Raw genomic sequence first — 19,555 nt, 5'->3', positions numbered from 1 at the left:
CAGGGCCACGATCCGGTCCGGCGGCTGCTGGTACGTTCGGCCGGTGAGCGACAACGAGCTCGGCATCTTCCTGCGCACCTGCCGCGAGGCGGTCACGCCCGCCGAAGTCGGGCTCCCCACCGGACCCCGGCGCCGCACGCCGGGCCTGCGCCGCTCCGAGGTCGCCACGCTCGCCGGGGTCAGCGTCGAGTACCTGGCGCGGCTCGAACAGGGCCGGGACCGGCGCCCGTCCCCGCAGGTGATGGGGGCGCTCGCGGACGCCCTGCGGCTGTCCATGGAGGAGCGCTTCCACCTGCGCCGCCTGGAGAAGGAGACAATCGGCGACCCTTGCTGCCCGACGGCGAGCGTGCCGTCCCGGTCGGTGCGCCCCACCGTGCGGGCGCTCGTCGACCGCCTGGAGCCGGCCCCCGCCGTCCTGCTGAACCGGCTCGGCGACGTCCTCGCGTACACCTCGGGCTACGAGCGGCTCATGGGGGCCGTCGGCCTCCTCGACGACGAGCAGCCCAACCTCATCCGATTCCTGTTCACCGACGAGCGGGCCCGCGCCGCCTACCCCGAGTGGGACGGCGTCGCCGACGAGCAGATCGCCACGCTCCGGGCCGGGTCCCTGCTCAGCGACCGGCACGCCGAGGGCTTCGCCGACGAGCTGACCGTCATGGCCGGCGCGCCGTTCGCCGACCGCATGGCGGCCGTGCCGCGGCTGCCCAGGGCCAGCGGCATCGAACGCATGACGCACCCGGAGGCCGGGACGCTGCGGCTGTCGTACGAGACGCTGACGCTGCCGGAGGCCGACGCTCAGCGCCTGGTCGTGCACCTGCCCGCCGATGAGGCCACGGCGGCCGCCCTCGACCGCCTCAACGGCCGCCGGCCGGGCGCCCTGCGCGCGGTGACCGGCTGAGAGCCCTCACCTCAGCCGTCACCTCAGCCGTCACCCCAGCACTCACCTCAGCCGTCACCCCAGCCCTCGCCCCAACTCCTCGGCGTACGGAGGCTCCGCGCCCGCGCGGGACACGGTGACCGCCGCCGCGCGCGCCGCGAAGCGCAGGACCTCGCCCCAACTGTCGGCGCCGAGAGCGGAAAGGGAGTCCACGGACAGCGCGTCCCGCGCGTGAAGCCCGTGCAGCAGCGACGCGTTGACGGTGTCGCCCGCGCCGATGGTGTCCACGACGTCGACCGCCTCACCCGGCACCGACCACTCCCCGCCGTCCCGCGTGAACACGGTGAGACCTTCGCCGCCCCGCGTCACCACCACCGCGCCGGGCCCGGACGCCAGCCACTCGCGCGGCGTGCCGCCGAGCCACTCCGCGTCGTCCTCCGACAGCTTCAGCAGCGAGACCGACGGCAGCCAGCTCTTGAACCGGGCCCGGTAGGCGTCCGCGTCCGGGATCAGACCAGCCCGGATGTTCGGGTCAAGTGCCGTGAAGACACCCCGCGCCGACTCCCGGCGCATCAGCTCCTCGTACGCGCTCGCGCCCGGTTCCAGGACGAGCGAGCAGGTGCCGAACGAGACCGCGCGTACGGCGTCGGGAAGCCGCTCCGGAGCCGTGAAGAGCCGGTCGGCCGTGCCCTCGACGTAGAAGGAGTAGCCGGCGGACCCGTCCGCGCCGATCGAGGCGACGGCGAGGGTGGTCGGCTCGGCGCCCCGCTGGACGTACGACACCTCGACGCCCGCGGTCCGCAGCGCGTCGACCAGCGCGTCGCCGAACGCGTCCGTCGAGATCCGCGAGCAGAAGGAGACGGGGGAGCCGAGACGGCCGAGGGCGATCGCGGTGTTGTACGGACCGCCGCCGAGCCGAGGGGCGAGCACGGGCAGGCCGGCGTCGGCGGGGCTCTGCGGGACGAGGTCGATCAGGGCCTCTCCTGCGACGACTATCACGGGTGGTTCCTCTCGGCTCTGCGATCACGGCTCTGCGGCGGCGACTGCCCGGCTTTCGCCACAGGCTAGGCCGTCCCGGCGGCCGTGGCCCGGTACGGGCGGCACTCGGGCACGGTCGCGCCCAACGCGGGCAGGCGGCACCCCACCGGTATGGTCTGATCCGTCACCGAAGCGCCTGACCTGTGGAGACTCGATGCCCGGCACGCCGCCCCCCGCCCGCCGCACCGTGCTGCGCGCCGCAGCCATCGTCCCGGCCGCGGGCCTCGGGGTCGCTGCCTGCTCGTCGGGCGGTGGCGACGGCGGTGGCTCCAGCCGTTCGGCGCCGACCGCGCCCACGGACCTCGGCGCGTCCGACGAGGTGAAGGTGGGGGCCTCGAAGCTCTACAGGGACAAGAACGTGGTCGTGAGCCGTATCTCCGACGACGAGTACAAGGCGTTCAGCACGATCTGCACGCACGCCAAGTGCCCCATCAACAAACTGGAGGGGCACAAGCTCATCTGCCCCTGCCACGGAAGCCAGTTCGATGCCACGAACGGCAAGGTGCTGCACGACCCGGCCGTCACGCCGCTCGCCGAGCTGCCGGTGAAGGTGGAGGACGGCAAGATCGTCGCGGGCTGAGGACTACCCCGACCGCTCGTCGGCGGTCCGGCCGCTCACTCCCAGTCCCAGGCGATCCCCAGGATGCCCGCCCGCACCTGTGGCTCCACGACGTGCACCGACCGATGGCTGCCGCTCAGCGTCAGCTCCTGGCGCCCGCCGCGCGGCGCGGCGGCCGAATGCTGGGTGAAGCGGTGGCAGCGTACGGGCAGGGCCCGCTCGTCGAAGCGCACCTGGAGCGCGTACTGCCCGCCCGCGAAGGTGAAGCCCCGGAAGTACTCGGTGGCCGCCCCGGCGGTGCCGTCCTCGAAGCCGTAGCGGAACAGATGCGTGTCGCCCGCGCGCAGGCGCGTGTCGAAGAGCAGTTCGGCGACGAGCACCCCCGTCTCGTGGTGCCACCGCACCCGCCCCGTGCGGCAGTTCTCCAGTGCGTGCACGGCGACGCGTTCCGGCACGCAGCCGGGATCGCCGTGGTAGATCGCCAGGTAGCGGTCCACGGCGTCCCGGTGGGCGCGCACGACGTGCTGCGAGTCGCGGCCGAGCAGCTCGCGGCGTTCTCCGATCCGCACGCGCTCGTGGTGGCCGATGGTGTGCAGACCGCCGTCGAGCGGTGAGCCGAGCTCGGTGATCAGCTCCTGGAGCACGTCGGAGGCGTCGAGGAGCGAGCGGTAGGAGCGGGCGGCGGGGCGCTCGCAGTCGGGGCGCTCGGAGGGCTTGGCGAGGAGCCGGATCAGCGACTCCTCGGGGAGACCGAGGATCTCCTCCAGGGCGCGCACGGCACGCAGGGACTCGGTGCGCTGGGGGCGCCGCGCGCCCTGCTGCCAGTAACTCAGGCTCGTCACCCCGACGTTGACGCCTTGCCGCGCCAGATGGTGCCGTACGCGTTGCAGGGGCAGGCGCCGCGCGGCGATCGCGGCCCGCAGCGCCACGTGGAAGGGGCCGGTGCGCAGGGCGGTCTCCAGGTCCGCGGGCGCGCCCTCCGCGAGCTGTGTGCCGTGCCGCATCGCAAGGCCCTCCTGTGAACATTCACATCGGCCGTCCGGGCGTACGCGCCGGTCGGAGCGGGCCACCAGGTGGGCGTACGAGGGGTGTTCACATACGTACGCCGACGTTCACGGCCCAAGTAATCCCGCATTGAACCTTGTTGACCTGCACCCGACAACACTCGATGCTCAATCGCAGCGTCCGGACGCGCTCCTCCACCACCCCACCCCCCGCATGGGAGGAACGCGATGCGCCCCAGAACCAGCAGGTACGGCGGCCGCAGACGGTTGTCCGCGCTCGCCCTCGTGGCGGTAGCCCTGGTCGCCGCCCCGGCGGCCACGGCCACGGCCGCCCCCGACGATCCGTCCGCTCTCGCCGCCAAGCGCCTGAACATCACGATGCAGGCCCAGCAGAAGACCAACTGGTGCTGGGCAGCGGCAGGCAACACGATCGCCACCTTCTACGGCAAGAAGTACACCCAGAACCAGTTCTGCAACGCCGCTTTCGGGCGCAGCCAGAGCACCGAGTGCCCCAACTCGCAGGCGACGCTGGGCGACGTGCAGAACGGTCTCGACTGGGCAGGCATCAACGCCGGCTCGTACGTCAGCGGCTGGCTGCGCTACCCGACCGTGCAGACCGAGATCAACGCGGGCCGTCCGGTCGAGACCCGCATCCAGTGGTCGAACGGCGGCGGTCATATGCACGTCCTCTACGGGTACGACGACGCGAGCAGCTGGGTCTACTGGGGCGACCCGTGGCCCTCCAGCGACCGCTACAACTGGGCCTCGCACAGCTGGTACGTCAACAACAACACCTTCTCCTGGACCCACTCGCTCTACCGGATCGGGGCGTGAGCGCGATGACCCGTCACCCTTCCCGTCCTCTTCCCCGTCACCTGCTGCGGGCCGCGCTCGCCGGTTCGGCCGCCACCCTGCTGCTCGGCCTCGCGGCGCCGTCCGCCGGCGCGGACCCCGGGCCTTCGGACGCCTCGCGTGAGGCGGCCCACGATGCCGCGAGCGCCCCGGGGACCCTCGACACGCTCTCCCGCTTCTTCGCGCGGGAAGGGGCCGTGAGCAAGGCCGCGGCCGACCCCCGCGTGCAGGGCGGCGCCGTGCCCGTGCGCTACCTCTCACCGGAGTTCGTCGCCGGCAAGAAGGGGGCCCCGGTCGCCCGTGTGGAGTTCCTCGCCAGCAAGGCGGTCTCCTCCGACGGGCAGGAAGCCTCCTTGTGGACGGTGAAGCAAGGCGCCTCCTGGAAGGTCGTGAACATCGCCACCGGGGACGACGAGACGCACTACGCGCGCGTGGGCGCCGACAAGCTCCCCGGAGGCACCGTCTTCCACGAGCCGCAGATCAACGCCTGGTACGTCCAGGGGCGGGGCCGGGTGCTGCCGCTGGACGCGGACGCGCGGCGTGCCGTGGGCCAGGGCGGGGTCTCGGTCACCGCCTATCAGAAGCGGGTGCACGACGCGTACGCCGACAAGCTGCCGGGGTCTTCGTACGCGAAGTCCGGCGAGGCGGGGGGCTACGCCCCGAAGGAGCGGACCGCGGAGCCCCCGGCGGCAGCTCCGCCCACGCCCACGGCCGCGGCTTCGTCTGACGGCACCGTCACGGTGGCCTCCTCCGTGGCCGGAGCGGGCGCCCTGTTCGCCCTCGGCCTCTCCGGGGTGGCCGTCCTGCGCCGCCGCACCCGGCGGCACGGCTGACCTGCCCGGCCTCCGGCCGGGGTCCTCCGCCCACCCGCCCTCCGGAGCGGGTGGGCGCCCAGCCCCCTCAAGACCCTCACTGTCAGCCCCCGCCAGTAGGGTGTGGAGCATGGCAGACCCCTCCAGCTACCGCCCCAAGCCGGGACAGATCCCCGACTCGCCGGGGGTCTATCGGTTCCGCGACGAACACCGCCGGGTGATCTACGTAGGCAAGGCGAAGAGCCTGCGCCAGCGCCTGAACAGTTACTTCCAGGACCTCACCAATCTGCACCCGCGCACCGCCACGATGGTGACGACGGCCGCCTCCGTCGAGTGGACCGTCGTCTCCACCGAGGTCGAGGCGCTGCAGCTCGAATACTCCTGGATCAAGGAGTTCGACCCCCGGTTCAACGTCAAGTACCGCGACGACAAGAGCTATCCGTACCTCGCGGTGACGATGAACGAGGAGTTCCCGCGCGTCCAGGTGATGCGCGGCCACAAGAAGAAGGGCGTCCGCTACTTCGGGCCCTACGGCCACGCGTGGGCGATCCGCGACACGGTGGACCTCCTCCTGCGGGTCTTCCCCGTCCGCACCTGCTCGGCCGGAGTCTTCAAGAACGCCGAGCGCACCGGCCGCCCCTGCCTCCTCGGCTACATCGGCAAGTGCTCGGCGCCCTGCGTGGGCCGGGTCACCCCGGAGGAGCACCGCGAACTCGCCGAGGACTTCTGCGACTTCATGACGGGTCGCACGAACACGTACATCCGCCGTGTCGAGCGGCAGATGGCGGACGCCGCCGAGGACATGGAGTACGAGAGGGCCGCCCGCCTCAGGGATGACGTCGGGGCCCTCAAGAAGGCCATGGAGAAGAGCGCCGTCGTCCTCGCCGACGCCACGGACGCCGACCTCATCGCCCTGGCCGAGGACGAGCTGGAGGCGGCCGTCCAGATCTTCCACGTCCGCGGCGGCCGTGTGCGCGGTCAGCGCGGCTGGGTCACCGACAAGGTCGAGGCGGTCACCAGCGGCGACCTCGTCGAGCACGCCCTCCAGCAGCTCTACGGAGAGGAGAGCGGGGACGCCGTGCCCAAGGAAGTCCTCGTCCCCGCGTTGCCCGACCCCATAGAGCCCGTGCAGCAGTGGCTCACCGAGCGGCGCGGTTCGAACGTCTCGCTGCGCATCCCGCAGCGCGGCGACAAGAAGGCGCTCATGGAGACCGTGGCGCGCAACGCACAGCAGTCGCTCGTGCTGCACAAGACCAAGCGCGCCTCCGACCTGACCACCCGCTCCCGCGCCCTGGAGGAGATCGCCGAGGCACTCGAACTGGACAGCGCGCCCCTGCGCATCGAGTGCTACGACATCTCGCATCTGCAGGGTGACGACGTCGTGGCCTCGATGGTCGTTTTCGAGGACGGCCTGGCCCGCAAGAGCGAGTACAGGCGCTTCCAGATCAAGGGCTTCGAGGGCCAGGACGACGTCCGCTCAATGCACGAGGTGCTCACGCGCCGCTTCAAGCGCTACCTCTCCGACAAGGAGAAGACGGGGGAGTGGTCCCCCGAGGACGAGCAGGAGAGCCTCACCGAGGAGGACGGCCGTCCCAAGCGCTTCGCCTATCCGCCCCAGCTCGTCGTCGTCGACGGCGGGAAGCCGCAGGTCGCGGCGGCCCAGCGGGCCCTGGACGAGCTCGGCATCGACGACATCGCGGTGTGCGGCCTGGCCAAGCGCCTCGAAGAGGTCTGGGTGCCGGGCGACGACGACCCGGTGATCCTGCCGCGCACCAGCGAGGGGCTGTACCTTCTCCAGCGGGTGCGCGACGAGGCGCACCGTTTCGCGATCACATACCAGCGGGCCAAGCGGGCCAAGCGCTTCAAGGCCGGGCCGCTGGACGCCGTGCCCGGCCTCGGCGACGCGCGCAAGCAGACGCTGATCAAGCACTTCGGTTCGGTGAAGAGGCTGCGATCCGCGACAATCGACCAGATCTGCGAGGTTCCGGGCATAGGCCGCAAGACGGCCGAGGCCATCACCGTGGCCCTGGCCGGAGCGACTCCCGCAGGCCCCGCCGTGAACACGGCGACCGGAGAGATCATTGAAGACGAGGAGCCCGCGCGCACGGGAACCTCGGAGGATGGCGAGGGGCCCGTTTCCGCGGGCACCTCAGAAGAACGACGGGGGCAGGAGCCATGACCGAGCACGAAGAAGGCGGCGAGCAAGTGAGTACGGGCACGACCATCACACCAGGTGAGGCCGCCGAGGTGGTCCCCGAACTGGTGATCATCTCCGGCATGTCGGGAGCCGGACGCAGCACCGCGGCGAAGTGTCTCGAGGACCTCGGCTGGTTCGTCGTCGACAACCTGCCGCCCGCGCTGATCCCCACCATGGTGGAGCTCGGCGCCCGCTCGCAGGGGAACGTCGCCCGTATCGCGGTCGTCGTCGACGTGCGCGGCCGCCGCTTCTTCGACAACCTGCGCCAGTCCCTCGCGGACCTGGAGGCCAAGCACGTCACCCGGCGGATCGTCTTCCTGGAGTCCTCGGACGACGCCCTGGTGCGCCGCTTCGAGTCGGTCCGCCGCCCGCACCCGCTGCAGGGCGACGGCCGCATCGTCGACGGCATCGCGGCCGAGCGCGAGCTCCTGCGCGAGCTGCGCGGCGACGCCGACCTGGTGATCGACACCTCCAGCCTGAACGTGCACGAGCTGCGCGCCAAGATGGACGCCCAGTTCGCGGGCGACGAGGAGCCCGAGCTGCGGGCCACGGTCATGTCGTTCGGCTACAAGTACGGCCTGCCGGTCGACGCCGACCTCGTCGTGGACTGCCGCTTCCTGCCCAACCCGCACTGGGTGCCGGAGCTGCGCCCCTTCACCGGGCTGAACGAGGAGGTGTCGGGCTATGTCTTCAACCAGCCGGGCGCCAAGGAGTTCCTCGACCGGTACGCCGAGCTGCTCCAGCTCATCGCCGCGGGATACCGCCGCGAGGGCAAGCGTTACGTGACGATCGCGGTCGGCTGTACGGGCGGCAAGCACCGCTCCGTGGCCATGTCGGAGAAGCTCGCGGCGCGCCTCGTGTCCGAGGGCGTCGAGACCGTCCTCGTCCATCGGGACATGGGGCGAGAGTGAAGTCCTCCCTGCGGCTGAACCGTCTGGGCCGCAAGCGGGGCACTCAGCCCAAGGTCGTGGCGCTCGGCGGAGGGATGGGCCTGTCCGCCTCGCTCGCCGGTCTTCGCCGCATCACCGGTGACCTCACCGCCGTGGTCACCGTCGCCGACGACGGCGGCTCCAGCGGGCGGCTGCGCGACGAACTGGGCGTGCTGCCCCCGGGCGACCTGCGCAAGGCGCTCGCCGCGCTGTGCGGGGACGACGACTGGGGCCAGACGTGGTCCCGCGTCATCCAGCACCGCTTCCAGTCCAAGGGCGACCTGCACGAGCACGCGGTGGGCAATCTGCTGATCGTGGCCCTGTGGGAGCAGCTCGGCGACCATGTGCAGGCCCTGGACCTGGTCGGCAAGCTCCTCGGCGCGCACGGCCGCGTGCTGCCCATGTCGGCGGTGCCGCTGGAGCTGCAGGCCCTGGTCAAGGGGCACGACCCGGCGCGCCCGGACGAGGTGGACACGGTGCGCGGGCAGGCCACGGTGGCGCTCACCCCGGGTGAGGTGCAGTCCGTGCACCTCGTCCCGCACGACCCGCCGGCCGTCCCCGAAGCGGTCGCCGCGGTGCTCGACGCGGACTGGGTGGTGCTCGGCCCCGGCTCCTGGTTCTCCTCGGTGATCCCGCATCTTCTTGTCCCCGAACTGCTCGACGCGCTCATCCAGACGAAGGCCCGCAGGGTCCTCTCGCTCAACCTCGCGCCGCAACCCGGTGAAACCGATGGGTTCTCTCCGCAGCGTCATTTGGAGGTTTTGGCCCGACACGCCCCTAAACTCGCCCTGGACGTGGTGCTGGCCGACGACGCCGCCGTGCCCGACCGTGAGTCACTCACCGATGCCGCCAAGCGGCTCGGCGCCACGGTCGAGCTGGCGCCGGTGGCCAGGCACGATGGCACTCCGAGGCACGATCCGGAGCTCCTGGCCACCGCGTACGACCGTATTTTTCGGATGCATGGAAGGATCGGCCCATGGCGATGACGGCAGCGGTGAAGGACGAGATCTCCCGGCTTCCCGTCACCCGGACCTGCTGCAGGAAGGCAGAGGTCTCGGCCATCCTGCGGTTCGCGGGCGGCCTTCACCTGGTGAGCGGCCGCATCGTGATCGAGGCGGAGCTGGACACGGCGATGGCCGCGCGACGGCTGAAGCGGGACATTCTCGAGATCTTCGGGCACAGCTCGGAGCTGATCGTGATGGCCCCCGGAGGACTGCGGCGCGGCTCGCGCTACGTCGTTCGGGTGGTTGCGGGCGGCGATCAGCTGGCCCGCCAGACGGGCCTCGTGGACGGCCGGGGACGCCCCATCAGAGGGCTGCCGCCACAGGTGGTCTCGGGGGCCACCTGTGACGCCGAGGCCGCGTGGCGCGGGGCGTTCCTCGCGCACGGATCGCTGACCGAGCCGGGCCGCTCCTCCTCGCTGGAGGTCACCTGCCCGGGCCCGGAGGCCGCCCTCGCCCTGGTCGGGGCCGCGCGCAGGCTGCAGATCGGGGCCAAGGCCCGTGAGGTGCGCGGCGTGGACCGCGTGGTCGTCCGGGACGGCGACGCGATCGGCGCCCTGCTCACCCGGCTTGGCGCCCATGAGTCGGTGCTCGCCTGGGAGGAGCGGCGGATGCGTCGCGAGGTGCGCGCCACCGCCAACCGCCTGGCCAACTTCGACGACGCCAACCTGCGCCGCTCGGCCCGCGCGGCCGTCGCCGCGGGCGCCCGTGTGCAGCGCGCCCTGGAGATCCTCGGCGACGAGGTCCCCGAGCACCTCGCGGCGGCCGGACGGCTGCGCATGGAGCACAAGCAGGCCTCCCTGGAGGAGCTGGGCGCGCTCGCCGACCCGGCGCTCACGAAGGACGCGGTCGCCGGCCGCATCCGGCGGCTGCTCGCCATGGCGGACAAGCGGGCCCAGGACCTCGGGATCCCGGGCACGGAGTCCAACCTGAGCGAGGAGCTCGCCGACAACATGGCGGTCTGACCGCTTGTCGTACGCGAAGAAGCCGCCGGGGCCGTGGAGGCCCCGGCGGCTTCTTCATGTTCCGCCGCGTCTGACCCTTCACGCCATATTGACATGATCATGAAGTGTCACGAGCCTGGCGTTCGCGCACAAATGTGCCGGACAACCGCAAGGGGGGCTCATGAGACCAAGAGAGAGATCCAAAAGATCCAGAGCCGGTTTCAGATCCGTCGTCGCCGCGGGCGCACTGCTCGTCGGCGGCCTTGTCGCAGTGCCGCACGCCCAGGCCGACAGCGGGGCGAAGGCCCCGGCCGCCGACGACCCGGCGGCCGTGAAGGTCTACGAGGCCGTGGTCACCGAGAAGCAGATCCCGATCCTCGTCGAGGCGGGCCAGGACGCCCATGAGTTCGCGGGGCAGACCCGCGACGGCGGCGCGGCCCGCGTCGAGGTTTATCTGACCGAGGCGCAGGCCAAGGGCGTCGAGCGCGAGGGCGTGAAGCTCACCGAGCAGAAGGTCTCGGCCAGTACGCAGCAGAAGCTCAAGGCCGCGGGGGACGGCGTCTTCCGCCCGTACAGCGGCAAGGGCGGCCTCAAGGAGGAGATCGTCAGGACCGGTCAGGCCCACCCGGGCCTCACCAAGGTCGTCTCCATCGGCAAGACGCTGGGCGGCCAGGACATCCTCGCCCTCAAGCTCTCCAAGGGCGCGAGCAAGTCCAAGGACGGCTCCAAGCCGTCCACGCTCTACATGTCCAACCAGCACGCGCGCGAGTGGATCACCCCCGAGATGACCCGCCGCCTGATGCACCACTACCTGGACAACTACGGCAAGGACCAGCGCATCACCAAGCTCGTGAACACCACCGAGCTGTGGTTCGTGCTCTCCGCCAACCCCGACGGCTACGACTTCACGCACGCCCCCGACGGCGAGCGCCAGTGGCGCAAGAACCTCCGCGACATCGACGGCGACGGCAAGATCGCGGCGGGCGACGGCGTCGACCTCAACCGCAACTTCGCCTACAAGTGGGGCTACGACAACGAGGGTTCGTCCCCGGCACCCTCGTCGGAGACCTACCGCGGCACGGGCCCCATGTCCGAGCCCGAGACCAAGGCGCTCGACCGCTTCCAGAAGCGCATCGGCTTCGAGTACGGCATCAACTACCACTCCGCGGCCGAACTGCTCCTCTACGGAGTGGGCTGGCAGGTCGCCACGCCGACCCCGGACGACGTCCTCTACAAGGCGCTGAACGGCACCCCGGAGAAGCCCGCCGTCCCCGGCTACCACCCGCAGGTCGCATCGGAGCTCTACACCACCAACGGCGAGGCGGACGGCCACGCGGGCAACATCAACGGCATCTCGATGTTCACGCCGGAGATGTCCACCTGCCAGACCGTCTCCAACATCGACCCGAACGACCCCTGGAAGCCCGAGGAGTGCGCCTCGATCTTCACCTTCCCGGACGACGAGAAGCTGATCCAGCAGGAGTTCGCGAAGAACGTCCCGTTCGCGCTCGCCGTCGCCGAGACCGCCAAACACCCCGACCAGCCGGTCTCCGTCAGCGGCATCGAGGCCCCCGACTTCACGCCGGACTCCTTCACGGACTCGTACGCACGCGGCGGTGACCAGGAAGTCGCCGTCACCGCACGCAAGTCGGTGCGCGACAAGGAGCTCAACTACCGCGTCAACGGCGGCCGTACGCAGGATGAGGACCTCAGGGCATGGAAGGGCGGCGAGACCTACGGCGGCGAGGACAACCTCCACTTCGACCAGTACCGCGCCGAGATCGAGGACACACGCGCGGGCGACAAGGTCGAGGTGTGGTTCACCGGCCGCAACAAGAAGGGCCGCACGGAAAGCCCGCACTTCACGTACACCGTCGCCGAGCGGGCCAAGGCGAACACCCTCGTCGTCGCCGAGGAGGGCGCCACGGCGAAGCAGGCCCAGAAGTACGTCGACGCCCTGAAGGCCAACGGCCGTTCGGCCGTGGTCTGGGACGTCGCCAAGAAGGGCACCCCGCATCCGCTCGGCGTCCTGTCGCACTTCTCCGCGGTCGTGCACTACACCGGCGACCCGGTGCCCGGAGCACCCACCCAACTCGCGCTGCGCGCCTACCTCAACGAGGGCGGCAAGCTGATCGAGTCCGGTGAACGCACGGGCGGCAACGTGGACCTCGGGGACGCGCTGACCGACGACTTCGCGCAGTACTACCTCGGCGCCTACGAACGCCTCTCCGCACCCGGCGCCAACAGCTTCCAGGGCAGCGGCGCGCTCGACGGCGTCAAGACCCCGCTGGCGGCGGCGGACTCCAACCCCCTGGACAAGGCGGGCCGTTACACCGTCACGTCCGACAGCCTGCCCGCCGACCAGTTCCCGCAGTTCAAGAGCGCGGCGGCAGGCAGCTACCCGGGGCTCGCCAACCCGTACGCGCCCTTCGAGGGACAGGGCATGGCCTCCGCGGCCCACGCCGACCAGGACTGGAAGCGGCTGACCCGCACCATCGACCTGACCGGGGTCACGGCCGCGGACCAGCCGCAGCTGCGGTTCCAGCTCAACTGGAACCTGGAGACCGGCTACGACCACGGCGTCCTCGAGGCGCACACCACCGGCAACGACGACTGGACCACACTGCCGGACTCGAACGGCAACTCGTCCCAGGCGGTGCCCGCCGAGTGCGGGGCCGGGTTCTTCATCAACGGCCACCCGTTCCTGCGCCACTACCTGACGCAGTCGGCCACCGGCTGCACCGCGTCCGGCACCAGCGGCGTCTGGAACAGCTTCACCGGGTCCTCCGGCGGCTGGAAGCTCGTCTCCTTCGACCTGAGCGCCTACGCGGGCAAGACGATCGAGGTGTCCCTCAGCTCGATCACCGACCCCTCCAGCGGGGGCCGCGGGCTCTTTGCGGACAACGCTCAGCTTGTGATAGGGGGCAACGCCACGCAGACCGAGGGATTCGAGGCCTCGCTGGGCTCCTGGGCCGTCGCTCCGGCACCCCCCGGAAGCCCCAACATCACGGGTGACTGGGCCCGTACAGGGGAGCTCTACAAGCCCTATGCGGCCGTCACAGCGCGTGACAGCGTGCTGCTCGGCTTCGGGTTCGAGCATGTACCCGGAAGTGCCGAACGGGCCGCTCTTATGGGCGCATCCCTTGCACATCTGCGCCGCTGACGCAGCGTAGTCAAAGCCGAGATCGCGGTGGCTCGTGCTCCCTACTCGGGAGTACGGGCCACCGTGCCGTCCGGACCCCCTGTCGATGTCACCCAAAGGGCATCAGAGAGGTAGGGTCGGAGGCGGTCGGGGACATCCCATACAACTCGCCGGCGTCTGAAACCGGCGTACCAACGAGGAGATCGGTTCGTGACGATCCGCGTAGGCATCAACGGCTTCGGCCGCATCGGGCGCAACTACTTCCGGGCGCTGCTTGAGCAGGGTGCGGACATCGAGATCGTGGCTGTCAACGACCTGGGTGACACCGCGACTACCGCGCACCTTCTGAAGTACGACACCATCCTGGGCCGTCTCAAGGCCGAGGTGTCGCACACCGAGGACACCATCACGGTCGACGGCCACACCATCAAGGTGCTGTCCGAGCGCAACCCCGCCGACATCCCGTGGGGCGAGCTGAACGTCGACATCGTGATCGAGTCGACGGGCATCTTCACCAAGAAGGCCGACGCCGAGAAGCACATCGCCGGTGGCGCGAAGAAGGTCCTCATCTCGGCTCCGGCCAAGGACGAGGACATCACCATCGTGATGGGCGTCAACCAGGACAAGTACGACGCGGCCAACCACCACGTCATCTCGAACGCGTCGTGCACCACCAACTGTGTGGCGCCGATGGCGAAGGTTCTCGACGAGAACTTCGGCATCGTCAAGGGCCTGATGACGACGGTCCACGCGTACACCAACGACCAGCGCATCCTGGACTTCCCGCACTCGGACCTGCGTCGCGCCCGCGCCGCCGCCGAGAACATCATTCCGACCACGACCGGTGCCGCCAAGGCCACCGCTCTGGTCCTCCCGCAGCTCAAGGGCAAGCTCGACGGCATCGCGATGCGCGTCCCGGTCCCGACCGGCTCCGCCACCGACCTCGTCGTCGACCTGCAGCGCGAGGTCACCAAGGACGAGGTCAACGCCGCGTTCAAGAAGGCCGCCGACGACGGCGCCCTCAAGGGCATCCTCTTCTACACCGAGGACCCCATCGTTTCCTCCGACATCGTCAGCGACCCTGCCTCTTGCACCTTCGACTCCTCCCTGACCATGGTCCAGGAGGGCAAGACGGTGAAGATCCTCGGCTGGTACGACAACGAGTGGGGCTACTCCAACCGCCTCGTCGACCTCACGGTCTTCGTCGGCGGTCAGCTCTGATCAGCAGAGCAGACACCTCGATGTGAACACAGGGTCCGGGCCACGCGATACTGCGTGGTCCGGGCCTTGTCGCACGTCAGCCCTCTAAGGAGTCCTGGACCAGTCATGAAGACGATCGACGAACTTCTCGCCGAAGGGGTCGAAGGCAAGCGGGTCTTCGTCCGCGCCGACCTCAATGTGCCGCTCGCCGACGGCACCATCACCGACGACGGCCGCATCCGCGCCGTCCTGCCGACCGTCACCAAGCTCGCCGACGCGGGCGCCAAGGTGATCGTCGCCTCGCACCTCGGCCGCCCCAAGGGCGCCCCGGACCCGGTGTTCTCGCTGCTGCCCGCCGCCGAGCGCCTCGGTGAACTCCTCGGCAAGCCCGTGGCGTTCGCGCAGGACACCGTCGGCCCCGCCGCGCACGACGCGGTGGACGGCCTCGAGTCCGGCCAGGTCGCCGTCATCGAGAACCTCCGCTTCAACGCGGGCGAGACGTCCAAGGACGACACCGAGCGCGGCGAGTTCGCCGACAAGCTCGCCGCCCTCGCGGATGTCTACGTGGGCGACGGCTTCGGCGCCGTGCACCGCAAGCACGCCTCCGTGTTCGACCTCCCGGCGCGCCTGCCGCACTACGCGGGCTACCTCATCGCCACCGAGGTCGGCGTCCTGAAGAAGCTCACCGAGGACGTCAAGCGCCCGTACGTCGTCGCGCTCGGCGGCGCCAAGGTCTCCGACAAGCTGGCCGTCATCGACCAGCTGCTCGGCAAGGCCGACCGTCTCCTGATCGGCGGCGGCATGGCGTACACCTTCCTCAAGGCCCAGGGCCACGAGGTCGGCATCTCCCTCCTCCAGGAGGACCAGATCCCGACCGTCAAGGAGTACATCAAGCGGGCCGAGGACAGCGGCGTCGAGCTGGTCCTGCCCGTCGACGTCCTGGTCTCCACGGAGTTCCCGGACCTGAAGACCAAGGCCCCGGCCAACCCCACCACGGTCGCCGCGGACGCCATCCCGGCCGACCAGGAGGGTCTCGACATCGGTCCCGAGACCCGTAAGCTCTACGCCTCGAAGCTCGCCGACGCGGCCACCGTCTTCTGGAACGGTCCGATGGGCGTCTTCGAGCACCCCGACTACGCCGAGGGCACCAAGGCGGTCGCCCAGGCCCTCCTCGACTCCCCGGCCTTCACGGTCGTCGGCGGTGGCGACTCCGCCGCGGCCGTCCGCACGCTGGGCTTCGACGAGAACGCATTCGGCCACATTTCCACCGGCGGCGGCGCCTCCCTCGAATACCTCGAGGGCAAGACGCTCCCCGGCCTCGCCGCACTGGAGAACTGACACCTGATGACTACGCGTACCCCGCTGATGGCGGGCAACTGGAAGATGAACCTCAACCACCTCGAGGCCATCGCCCACGTCCAGAAGCTCGCGTTCGCCCTGGCCGACAAGGACTACGAGGCCGTCGAGGTCGCCGTCCTGCCTCCCTTCACCGACCTGCGTTCGGTGCAGACCCTGGTCGACGGCGACAAGCTCAAGATCAAGTACGGCGCCCAGGACATCTCGGCGCACGACACCGGTGCCTACACCGGCGAGATCTCGGGCCCGATGCTCTCCAAGCTGAAGTGCACGTACGTGGCCGTGGGCCACTCCGAGCGCCGTCAGTACCACGCCGAGAGCGACGAGATCTGCAACGCGAAGGTGAAGGCCGCCTACAAGCACGGCCTGACCCCGATCCTCTGCATCGGCGAGGGCCTCGACATCCGTGAGGCCGGCCAGCAGATCGAGTACACCCTCGCCCAGCTCGACGGCGGTCTGAAGGACCTCCCCGCCGAGCAGGCCGAGTCCATCGTCATCGCCTACGAGCCGGTGTGGGCCATCGGCACCGGCAAGGTCGCGACCCCCGAGGACGCCCAGGAGGTGTGCGGCGCGATCCGCGGCCGCCTCGCCGAGCTGTACTCGCAGGAGCTCGCCGACAAGGTGCGCATCCAGTACGGCGGCTCCGTGAAGTCCGGCAACGTGGCCGCGATCATGGCGCAGCCCGACGTCGACGGCGCCCTGGTGGGCGGCGCGGCGCTCGACCCGGACGAGTTCGTCAAGATCGTCCGGTTCCGCGACCAGTGAGTATGCGGTAGCGCCGATACGTCGTACCCTTGCGGGGGCCGGGCGGCTTCGCATCGCGAGGCATCCGGCCCCCGTCGTCGATACAGAGTCGATTCAGATCCGAGGAAGTTGGTCCAGCCGTGGTTATGGGGTTCTCGATCGCCCTGATCGTCTTCAGCCTGCTGATGATGCTTCTTGTCCTGATGCACAAGGGCAAGGGCGGCGGTCTTTCCGACATGTTCGGTGGCGGCATGCAGTCCTCCGTCGGCGGCTCCTCCGTCGCGGAGCGCAACCTCGACCGCATCACTGTCGTGGTCGGTCTTCTCTGGTTCGCGTGCATTGTCGTCCTCGGCCTGTTGATGAAGGTGAACAACTGACCGCGAAAGCGGCTTGATTGACACCTTGCGAAAGCTTCGCTTAAAGCCCCATGTACGGTGCGCGCCGCACGGCGCGGATTATCATGGGGCTTGCGTCTCGGGGCGGGGTGTAACTCCAAACACTGGACGCGCGTTGGGCCTTACGTAGACTGAGGCGCCCGCAGCAGCACCATCACGCAGGGAGTTACGACCGTGGCAAGTGGCAACGCGATCCGAGGAAGTCGGGTCGGGGCGGGGCCGATGGGCGAGGCCGAGCGCGGTGAGTCAGCGCCGCGACTGCGCATCTCCTTCTGGTGCTCCAACGGACACGAGACGGTGCCCAGCTTCGCCAGCGACGCGCAGGTCCCCGATACCTGGGACTGCCCCCGCTGTGGCTTCCCCGCAGGTCAGGACCGGGACAACCCGCCGGACCCGCCCCGCACCGAGCCGTACAAAACGCACCTGGCGTACGTACGTGAGCGGCGCACCGACGCGGACGGCGAGGCGATTCTCGCGGAGGCGCTGGCAAAACTGCGGGGCGAGATCTAGAGCGTGAGAAGGGCCGGACATCTGTGGATGTCCGGCCGCTGTGCTTTTCACGCGGCGTTTACTGGCACGTGTGCGGACAGACAGCTTCAGAGATCTCATATCGGGCCCTGATCAATTAGGTTGGAACGTGCAGCGGGGCAAGGTACGTACACAGGTACGAGAGAAGGCTGAAGTCCGAGATGAACGCAGAAAGCCGCGCCAGGCTCAACCAGACGCCCGAATGGGCGGCGATCGGCAAGCACCGGGAGCAGCTGGGGGAGGTGCAGTTGCGTGATCTTTTCGCCAAGGACCCGGCGCGCGGCACGCAGTACACGCTCCAGGTCGGCGACCTGCACGTCGACTACTCCAAGCACCTCGTCACGGACGAGACGCTGACGCTGCTGCGCGAGCTCGCCGCGGCCACCGACGTCTTCCGCCTGCGGGACGCCATGTTCCGCGGCGAGAAGATCAACACCACCGAGGACCGCGCCGTCCTGCACACGGCGCTGCGCGCCCCGCGGGACGCGGTGATCGAGGTCGACGGCGAGAACGTGGTGCCGGCCGTGCACGCCGTGCTCGACAAGATGAGCGCCTTCGCGGACAAGGTCCGCTCCGGCGAGTGGACCGGGCACACCGGCAAGCGCATCAAGAACATCGTGAACGTCGGCATCGGCGGCTCGGACCTCGGTCCCGCCATGGCGTACGAGGCGCTGCGCTCGTTCACCGACCGCGACCTCACCGTGCGCTTCGTGTCGAACGTCGACGGCGCCGACCTGCACGAGGCCGTGCGGGACCTGGACCCGGCCGAGACGCTGTTCGTCATCGCCTCGAAGACGTTCACCACGATCGAGACGATCACGAACGCGACCTCGGCGCGCGACTGGCTCCTGACCGGCCTGCGCGCCGACCAGAGCGCCGTCGCCAAGCACTTCGTGGCCCTGTCGACGAACGCCGAGAAGGTCTCCGACTTCGGCATCGACACGGCCAACATGTTCGAGTTCTGGGACTGGGTCGGCGGCCGCTACTCGTACGACTCGGCGATCGGTCTCGCGCTGATGATCGCGATCGGCCCGGACGCCTTCCGGCAGATGCTGGACGGCTTCCACCTCGTCGACGAGCACTTCCGCACTGCGCCCGCCGAGTCCAACGTGCCTTTGCTGCTCGGCCTGTTGGGTATCTGGTACGGCAACTTCCACGACGCCCAGTCGCACGCGGTCCTGCCGTACTCGCACTACCTCTCCAAGTTCACCGCCTACCTCCAGCAGCTGGACATGGAGTCCAACGGCAAGTCCGTGGGCCGTGACGGCGAGCCGGTCGACTGGCAGACGGGCCCGGTCGTCTGGGGCACCCCGGGCACCAACGGCCAGCACGCTTACTACCAACTCATCCACCAGGGAACGAAGTTGATCCCGGCGGACTTCATCGGCTTCGCCGAGCCGGTCGCCGATCTGCTGCCGGGTCTCGTCGCCCAGCACGACCTCCTGATGGCCAACTTCTTCGCGCAGACGCAGGCGTTGGCCTTCGGCAAGACGCCCGACGAGGTGCGGGCCGAAGGGGTGCCGGACGAGCTCGTCCCGCACAAGACGTTCAAGGGCAACCACCCGACGACGACGATCCTCGCCAAGGAACTGACACCGTCGGTTCTCGGTCAACTCATCGCGCTCTACGAACACAAGGTGTTCGTGCAGGGCGCCGTGTGGAACATCGACTCGTTCGACCAGTGGGGCGTCGAGCTCGGCAAGGTCCTCGCCAAGCGCATCGAGCCCGCCCTGACGGAGGGTGCCGACGTGGCGGACCTCGACGGATCGACGACGGCACTTGTCGCCAAGTACCGGACGCTGCGCGGCCGTTGAGCTGGTGAACCGTTGAGCCGCTGAACGTACGTCGGCCCGGTCCGCCGAGAGGCGGGGCCCGGGGGCGGGGCGGTGGGGGTTTGTTTGTGTGGTGACGGGGGGTAAAAGGGCGCCGGGCCCCGGGGGGGCGCCCCCCCCCCGGGGCCCTTCTTTCGTCTCACGT

At 69.8% G+C, this 19,555-nt stretch carries 17 protein-coding genes; 15 read left to right on the top strand and 2 right to left on the bottom strand.

Annotated features, from left to right (window positions below; all coding sequences use genetic code 11):
- Positions 1-43: 43 nt before the first annotated feature.
- Entirely contained in the window at positions 44-898 is an 855-nt protein-coding gene (locus ACWFRU_RS00085) for a helix-turn-helix domain-containing protein (RefSeq protein ID WP_453683490.1), read from the top strand.
- Positions 899-952: 54 nt separating this feature from the next.
- On the opposite strand, the gene ACWFRU_RS00080 is transcribed toward ACWFRU_RS00085, so the two are convergent.
- Entirely contained in the window at positions 953-1,876 is a 924-nt protein-coding gene (locus tag ACWFRU_RS00080; protein ID WP_453683489.1) for a carbohydrate kinase family protein, read from the bottom strand.
- A gap of 193 nt (positions 1,877-2,069) precedes the next feature.
- On the opposite strand from ACWFRU_RS00080, the gene ACWFRU_RS00075 reads away from it, so the two are divergent.
- The gene (locus tag ACWFRU_RS00075) at positions 2,070-2,495 is read left to right on the top strand and encodes a Rieske (2Fe-2S) protein (RefSeq protein ID WP_453683488.1); all 426 of its coding nucleotides are present in this window, start codon (positions 2,070-2,072) and stop codon (positions 2,493-2,495) included.
- A gap of 35 nt (positions 2,496-2,530) precedes the next feature.
- Here ACWFRU_RS00075 and ACWFRU_RS00070 read toward each other — a convergent pair whose 3' ends face one another.
- The gene (locus tag ACWFRU_RS00070) at positions 2,531-3,478 is read right to left on the bottom strand and encodes a hypothetical protein (protein ID WP_453683487.1); all 948 of its coding nucleotides are present in this window, start codon (positions 3,476-3,478) and stop codon (positions 2,531-2,533) included.
- A 228-nt stretch (positions 3,479-3,706) separates the two neighbouring features.
- On the opposite strand from ACWFRU_RS00070, the gene ACWFRU_RS00065 reads away from it, so the two are divergent.
- From ACWFRU_RS00065 to pgi, 13 genes are all read left to right on the top strand, one after another.
- Positions 3,707-4,312 (top strand): papain-like cysteine protease family protein, encoded by a 606-nt coding sequence (locus ACWFRU_RS00065; protein WP_453683486.1) that lies wholly within the window; start codon positions 3,707-3,709, stop codon positions 4,310-4,312.
- A 5-nt stretch (positions 4,313-4,317) separates the two neighbouring features.
- Positions 4,318-5,163, top strand: a complete 846-nt coding sequence (locus ACWFRU_RS00060; protein ID WP_453683485.1) for a hypothetical protein — start codon at positions 4,318-4,320, stop codon at positions 5,161-5,163.
- Positions 5,164-5,272: 109 nt separating this feature from the next.
- A complete protein-coding gene (uvrC, locus tag ACWFRU_RS00055; protein WP_453683484.1) occupies positions 5,273-7,321 on the top strand; it encodes an excinuclease ABC subunit UvrC in 2,049 nt (682 codons plus the stop codon).
- Positions 7,318-8,250: an RNase adapter RapZ gene (gene rapZ, locus ACWFRU_RS00050; RefSeq protein WP_453683483.1), complete on the top strand. Its 933-nt coding sequence runs from the start codon at positions 7,318-7,320 to the stop codon at positions 8,248-8,250. The genes uvrC and rapZ overlap by 4 nt, the downstream gene beginning before the upstream one ends.
- Positions 8,247-9,254, top strand: coding sequence for a gluconeogenesis factor YvcK family protein (locus ACWFRU_RS00045; protein ID WP_453683482.1), 1,008 nt, complete (start codon positions 8,247-8,249; stop codon positions 9,252-9,254). The genes rapZ and ACWFRU_RS00045 overlap by 4 nt, the downstream gene beginning before the upstream one ends.
- Entirely contained in the window at positions 9,245-10,234 is a 990-nt protein-coding gene (gene whiA, locus ACWFRU_RS00040) for a DNA-binding protein WhiA (protein ID WP_363208056.1), read from the top strand. The genes ACWFRU_RS00045 and whiA overlap by 10 nt, the downstream gene beginning before the upstream one ends.
- Positions 10,235-10,394: 160 nt before the next feature.
- Positions 10,395-13,376, top strand: coding sequence for a M14 family zinc carboxypeptidase (locus tag ACWFRU_RS00035; protein WP_453683481.1), 2,982 nt, complete (start codon positions 10,395-10,397; stop codon positions 13,374-13,376).
- Between the two features lie 189 nt (positions 13,377-13,565).
- The gene (gap, locus tag ACWFRU_RS00030) at positions 13,566-14,576 is read left to right on the top strand and encodes a type I glyceraldehyde-3-phosphate dehydrogenase (RefSeq protein ID WP_453683480.1); all 1,011 of its coding nucleotides are present in this window, start codon (positions 13,566-13,568) and stop codon (positions 14,574-14,576) included.
- Between the two features lie 105 nt (positions 14,577-14,681).
- A complete protein-coding gene (locus ACWFRU_RS00025; protein ID WP_453683479.1) occupies positions 14,682-15,893 on the top strand; it encodes a phosphoglycerate kinase in 1,212 nt (403 codons plus the stop codon).
- 6 nt (positions 15,894-15,899) lie between these two features.
- Complete coding sequence (gene tpiA, locus ACWFRU_RS00020; RefSeq protein ID WP_453683478.1) at positions 15,900-16,676, top strand: triose-phosphate isomerase; 777 nt, start codon at positions 15,900-15,902, stop codon at positions 16,674-16,676.
- A gap of 125 nt (positions 16,677-16,801) precedes the next feature.
- The gene (gene secG / locus ACWFRU_RS00015; RefSeq protein WP_135329442.1) at positions 16,802-17,032 is read left to right on the top strand and encodes a preprotein translocase subunit SecG; all 231 of its coding nucleotides are present in this window, start codon (positions 16,802-16,804) and stop codon (positions 17,030-17,032) included.
- Between the two features lie 192 nt (positions 17,033-17,224).
- On the top strand, positions 17,225-17,560 hold the full coding sequence (locus ACWFRU_RS00010) for an RNA polymerase-binding protein RbpA (RefSeq protein ID WP_363208051.1): 336 nt from the start codon (positions 17,225-17,227) through the stop codon (positions 17,558-17,560).
- A 179-nt stretch (positions 17,561-17,739) separates the two neighbouring features.
- A complete protein-coding gene (gene pgi, locus ACWFRU_RS00005; protein ID WP_453683477.1) occupies positions 17,740-19,392 on the top strand; it encodes a glucose-6-phosphate isomerase in 1,653 nt (550 codons plus the stop codon).
- Positions 19,393-19,555 lie beyond the last annotated feature (163 nt).

The organism is Streptomyces sp. NPDC055099 (assembly GCF_053607685.1).
This window is presented reverse-complemented; position numbering and strand designations above follow the sequence as displayed.

Bases quoted from the DNA above. Each gene is read 5' to 3' on its own strand.
- uvrC (WP_453683484.1), top strand. From the start codon at position 5,273: ATGGCAGACCCCTCCAGCTACCGCCCCAAGCCGGGACAGATCCCCGAC.
- tpiA (WP_453683478.1), top strand. From the start codon at position 15,900: ATGACTACGCGTACCCCGCTGATGGCGGGCAACTGGAAGATGAACCTC.
- pgi (WP_453683477.1), top strand. From the start codon at position 17,740: ATGAACGCAGAAAGCCGCGCCAGGCTCAACCAGACGCCCGAATGGGCG.
- ACWFRU_RS00075 (WP_453683488.1), top strand. From the start codon at position 2,070: ATGCCCGGCACGCCGCCCCCCGCCCGCCGCACCGTGCTGCGCGCCGCA.
- ACWFRU_RS00060 (WP_453683485.1), top strand. From the start codon at position 4,318: ATGACCCGTCACCCTTCCCGTCCTCTTCCCCGTCACCTGCTGCGGGCC.
- secG (WP_135329442.1), top strand. From the start codon at position 16,802: ATGGGGTTCTCGATCGCCCTGATCGTCTTCAGCCTGCTGATGATGCTT.
- ACWFRU_RS00025 (WP_453683479.1), top strand. From the start codon at position 14,682: ATGAAGACGATCGACGAACTTCTCGCCGAAGGGGTCGAAGGCAAGCGG.
- whiA (WP_363208056.1), top strand. From the start codon at position 9,245: ATGGCGATGACGGCAGCGGTGAAGGACGAGATCTCCCGGCTTCCCGTC.
- ACWFRU_RS00065 (WP_453683486.1), top strand. From the start codon at position 3,707: ATGCGCCCCAGAACCAGCAGGTACGGCGGCCGCAGACGGTTGTCCGCG.
- ACWFRU_RS00035 (WP_453683481.1), top strand. From the start codon at position 10,395: ATGAGACCAAGAGAGAGATCCAAAAGATCCAGAGCCGGTTTCAGATCC.
- ACWFRU_RS00070 (WP_453683487.1), bottom strand. From the start codon at position 3,478: ATGCGGCACGGCACACAGCTCGCGGAGGGCGCGCCCGCGGACCTGGAG.
- rapZ (WP_453683483.1), top strand. From the start codon at position 7,318: ATGACCGAGCACGAAGAAGGCGGCGAGCAAGTGAGTACGGGCACGACC.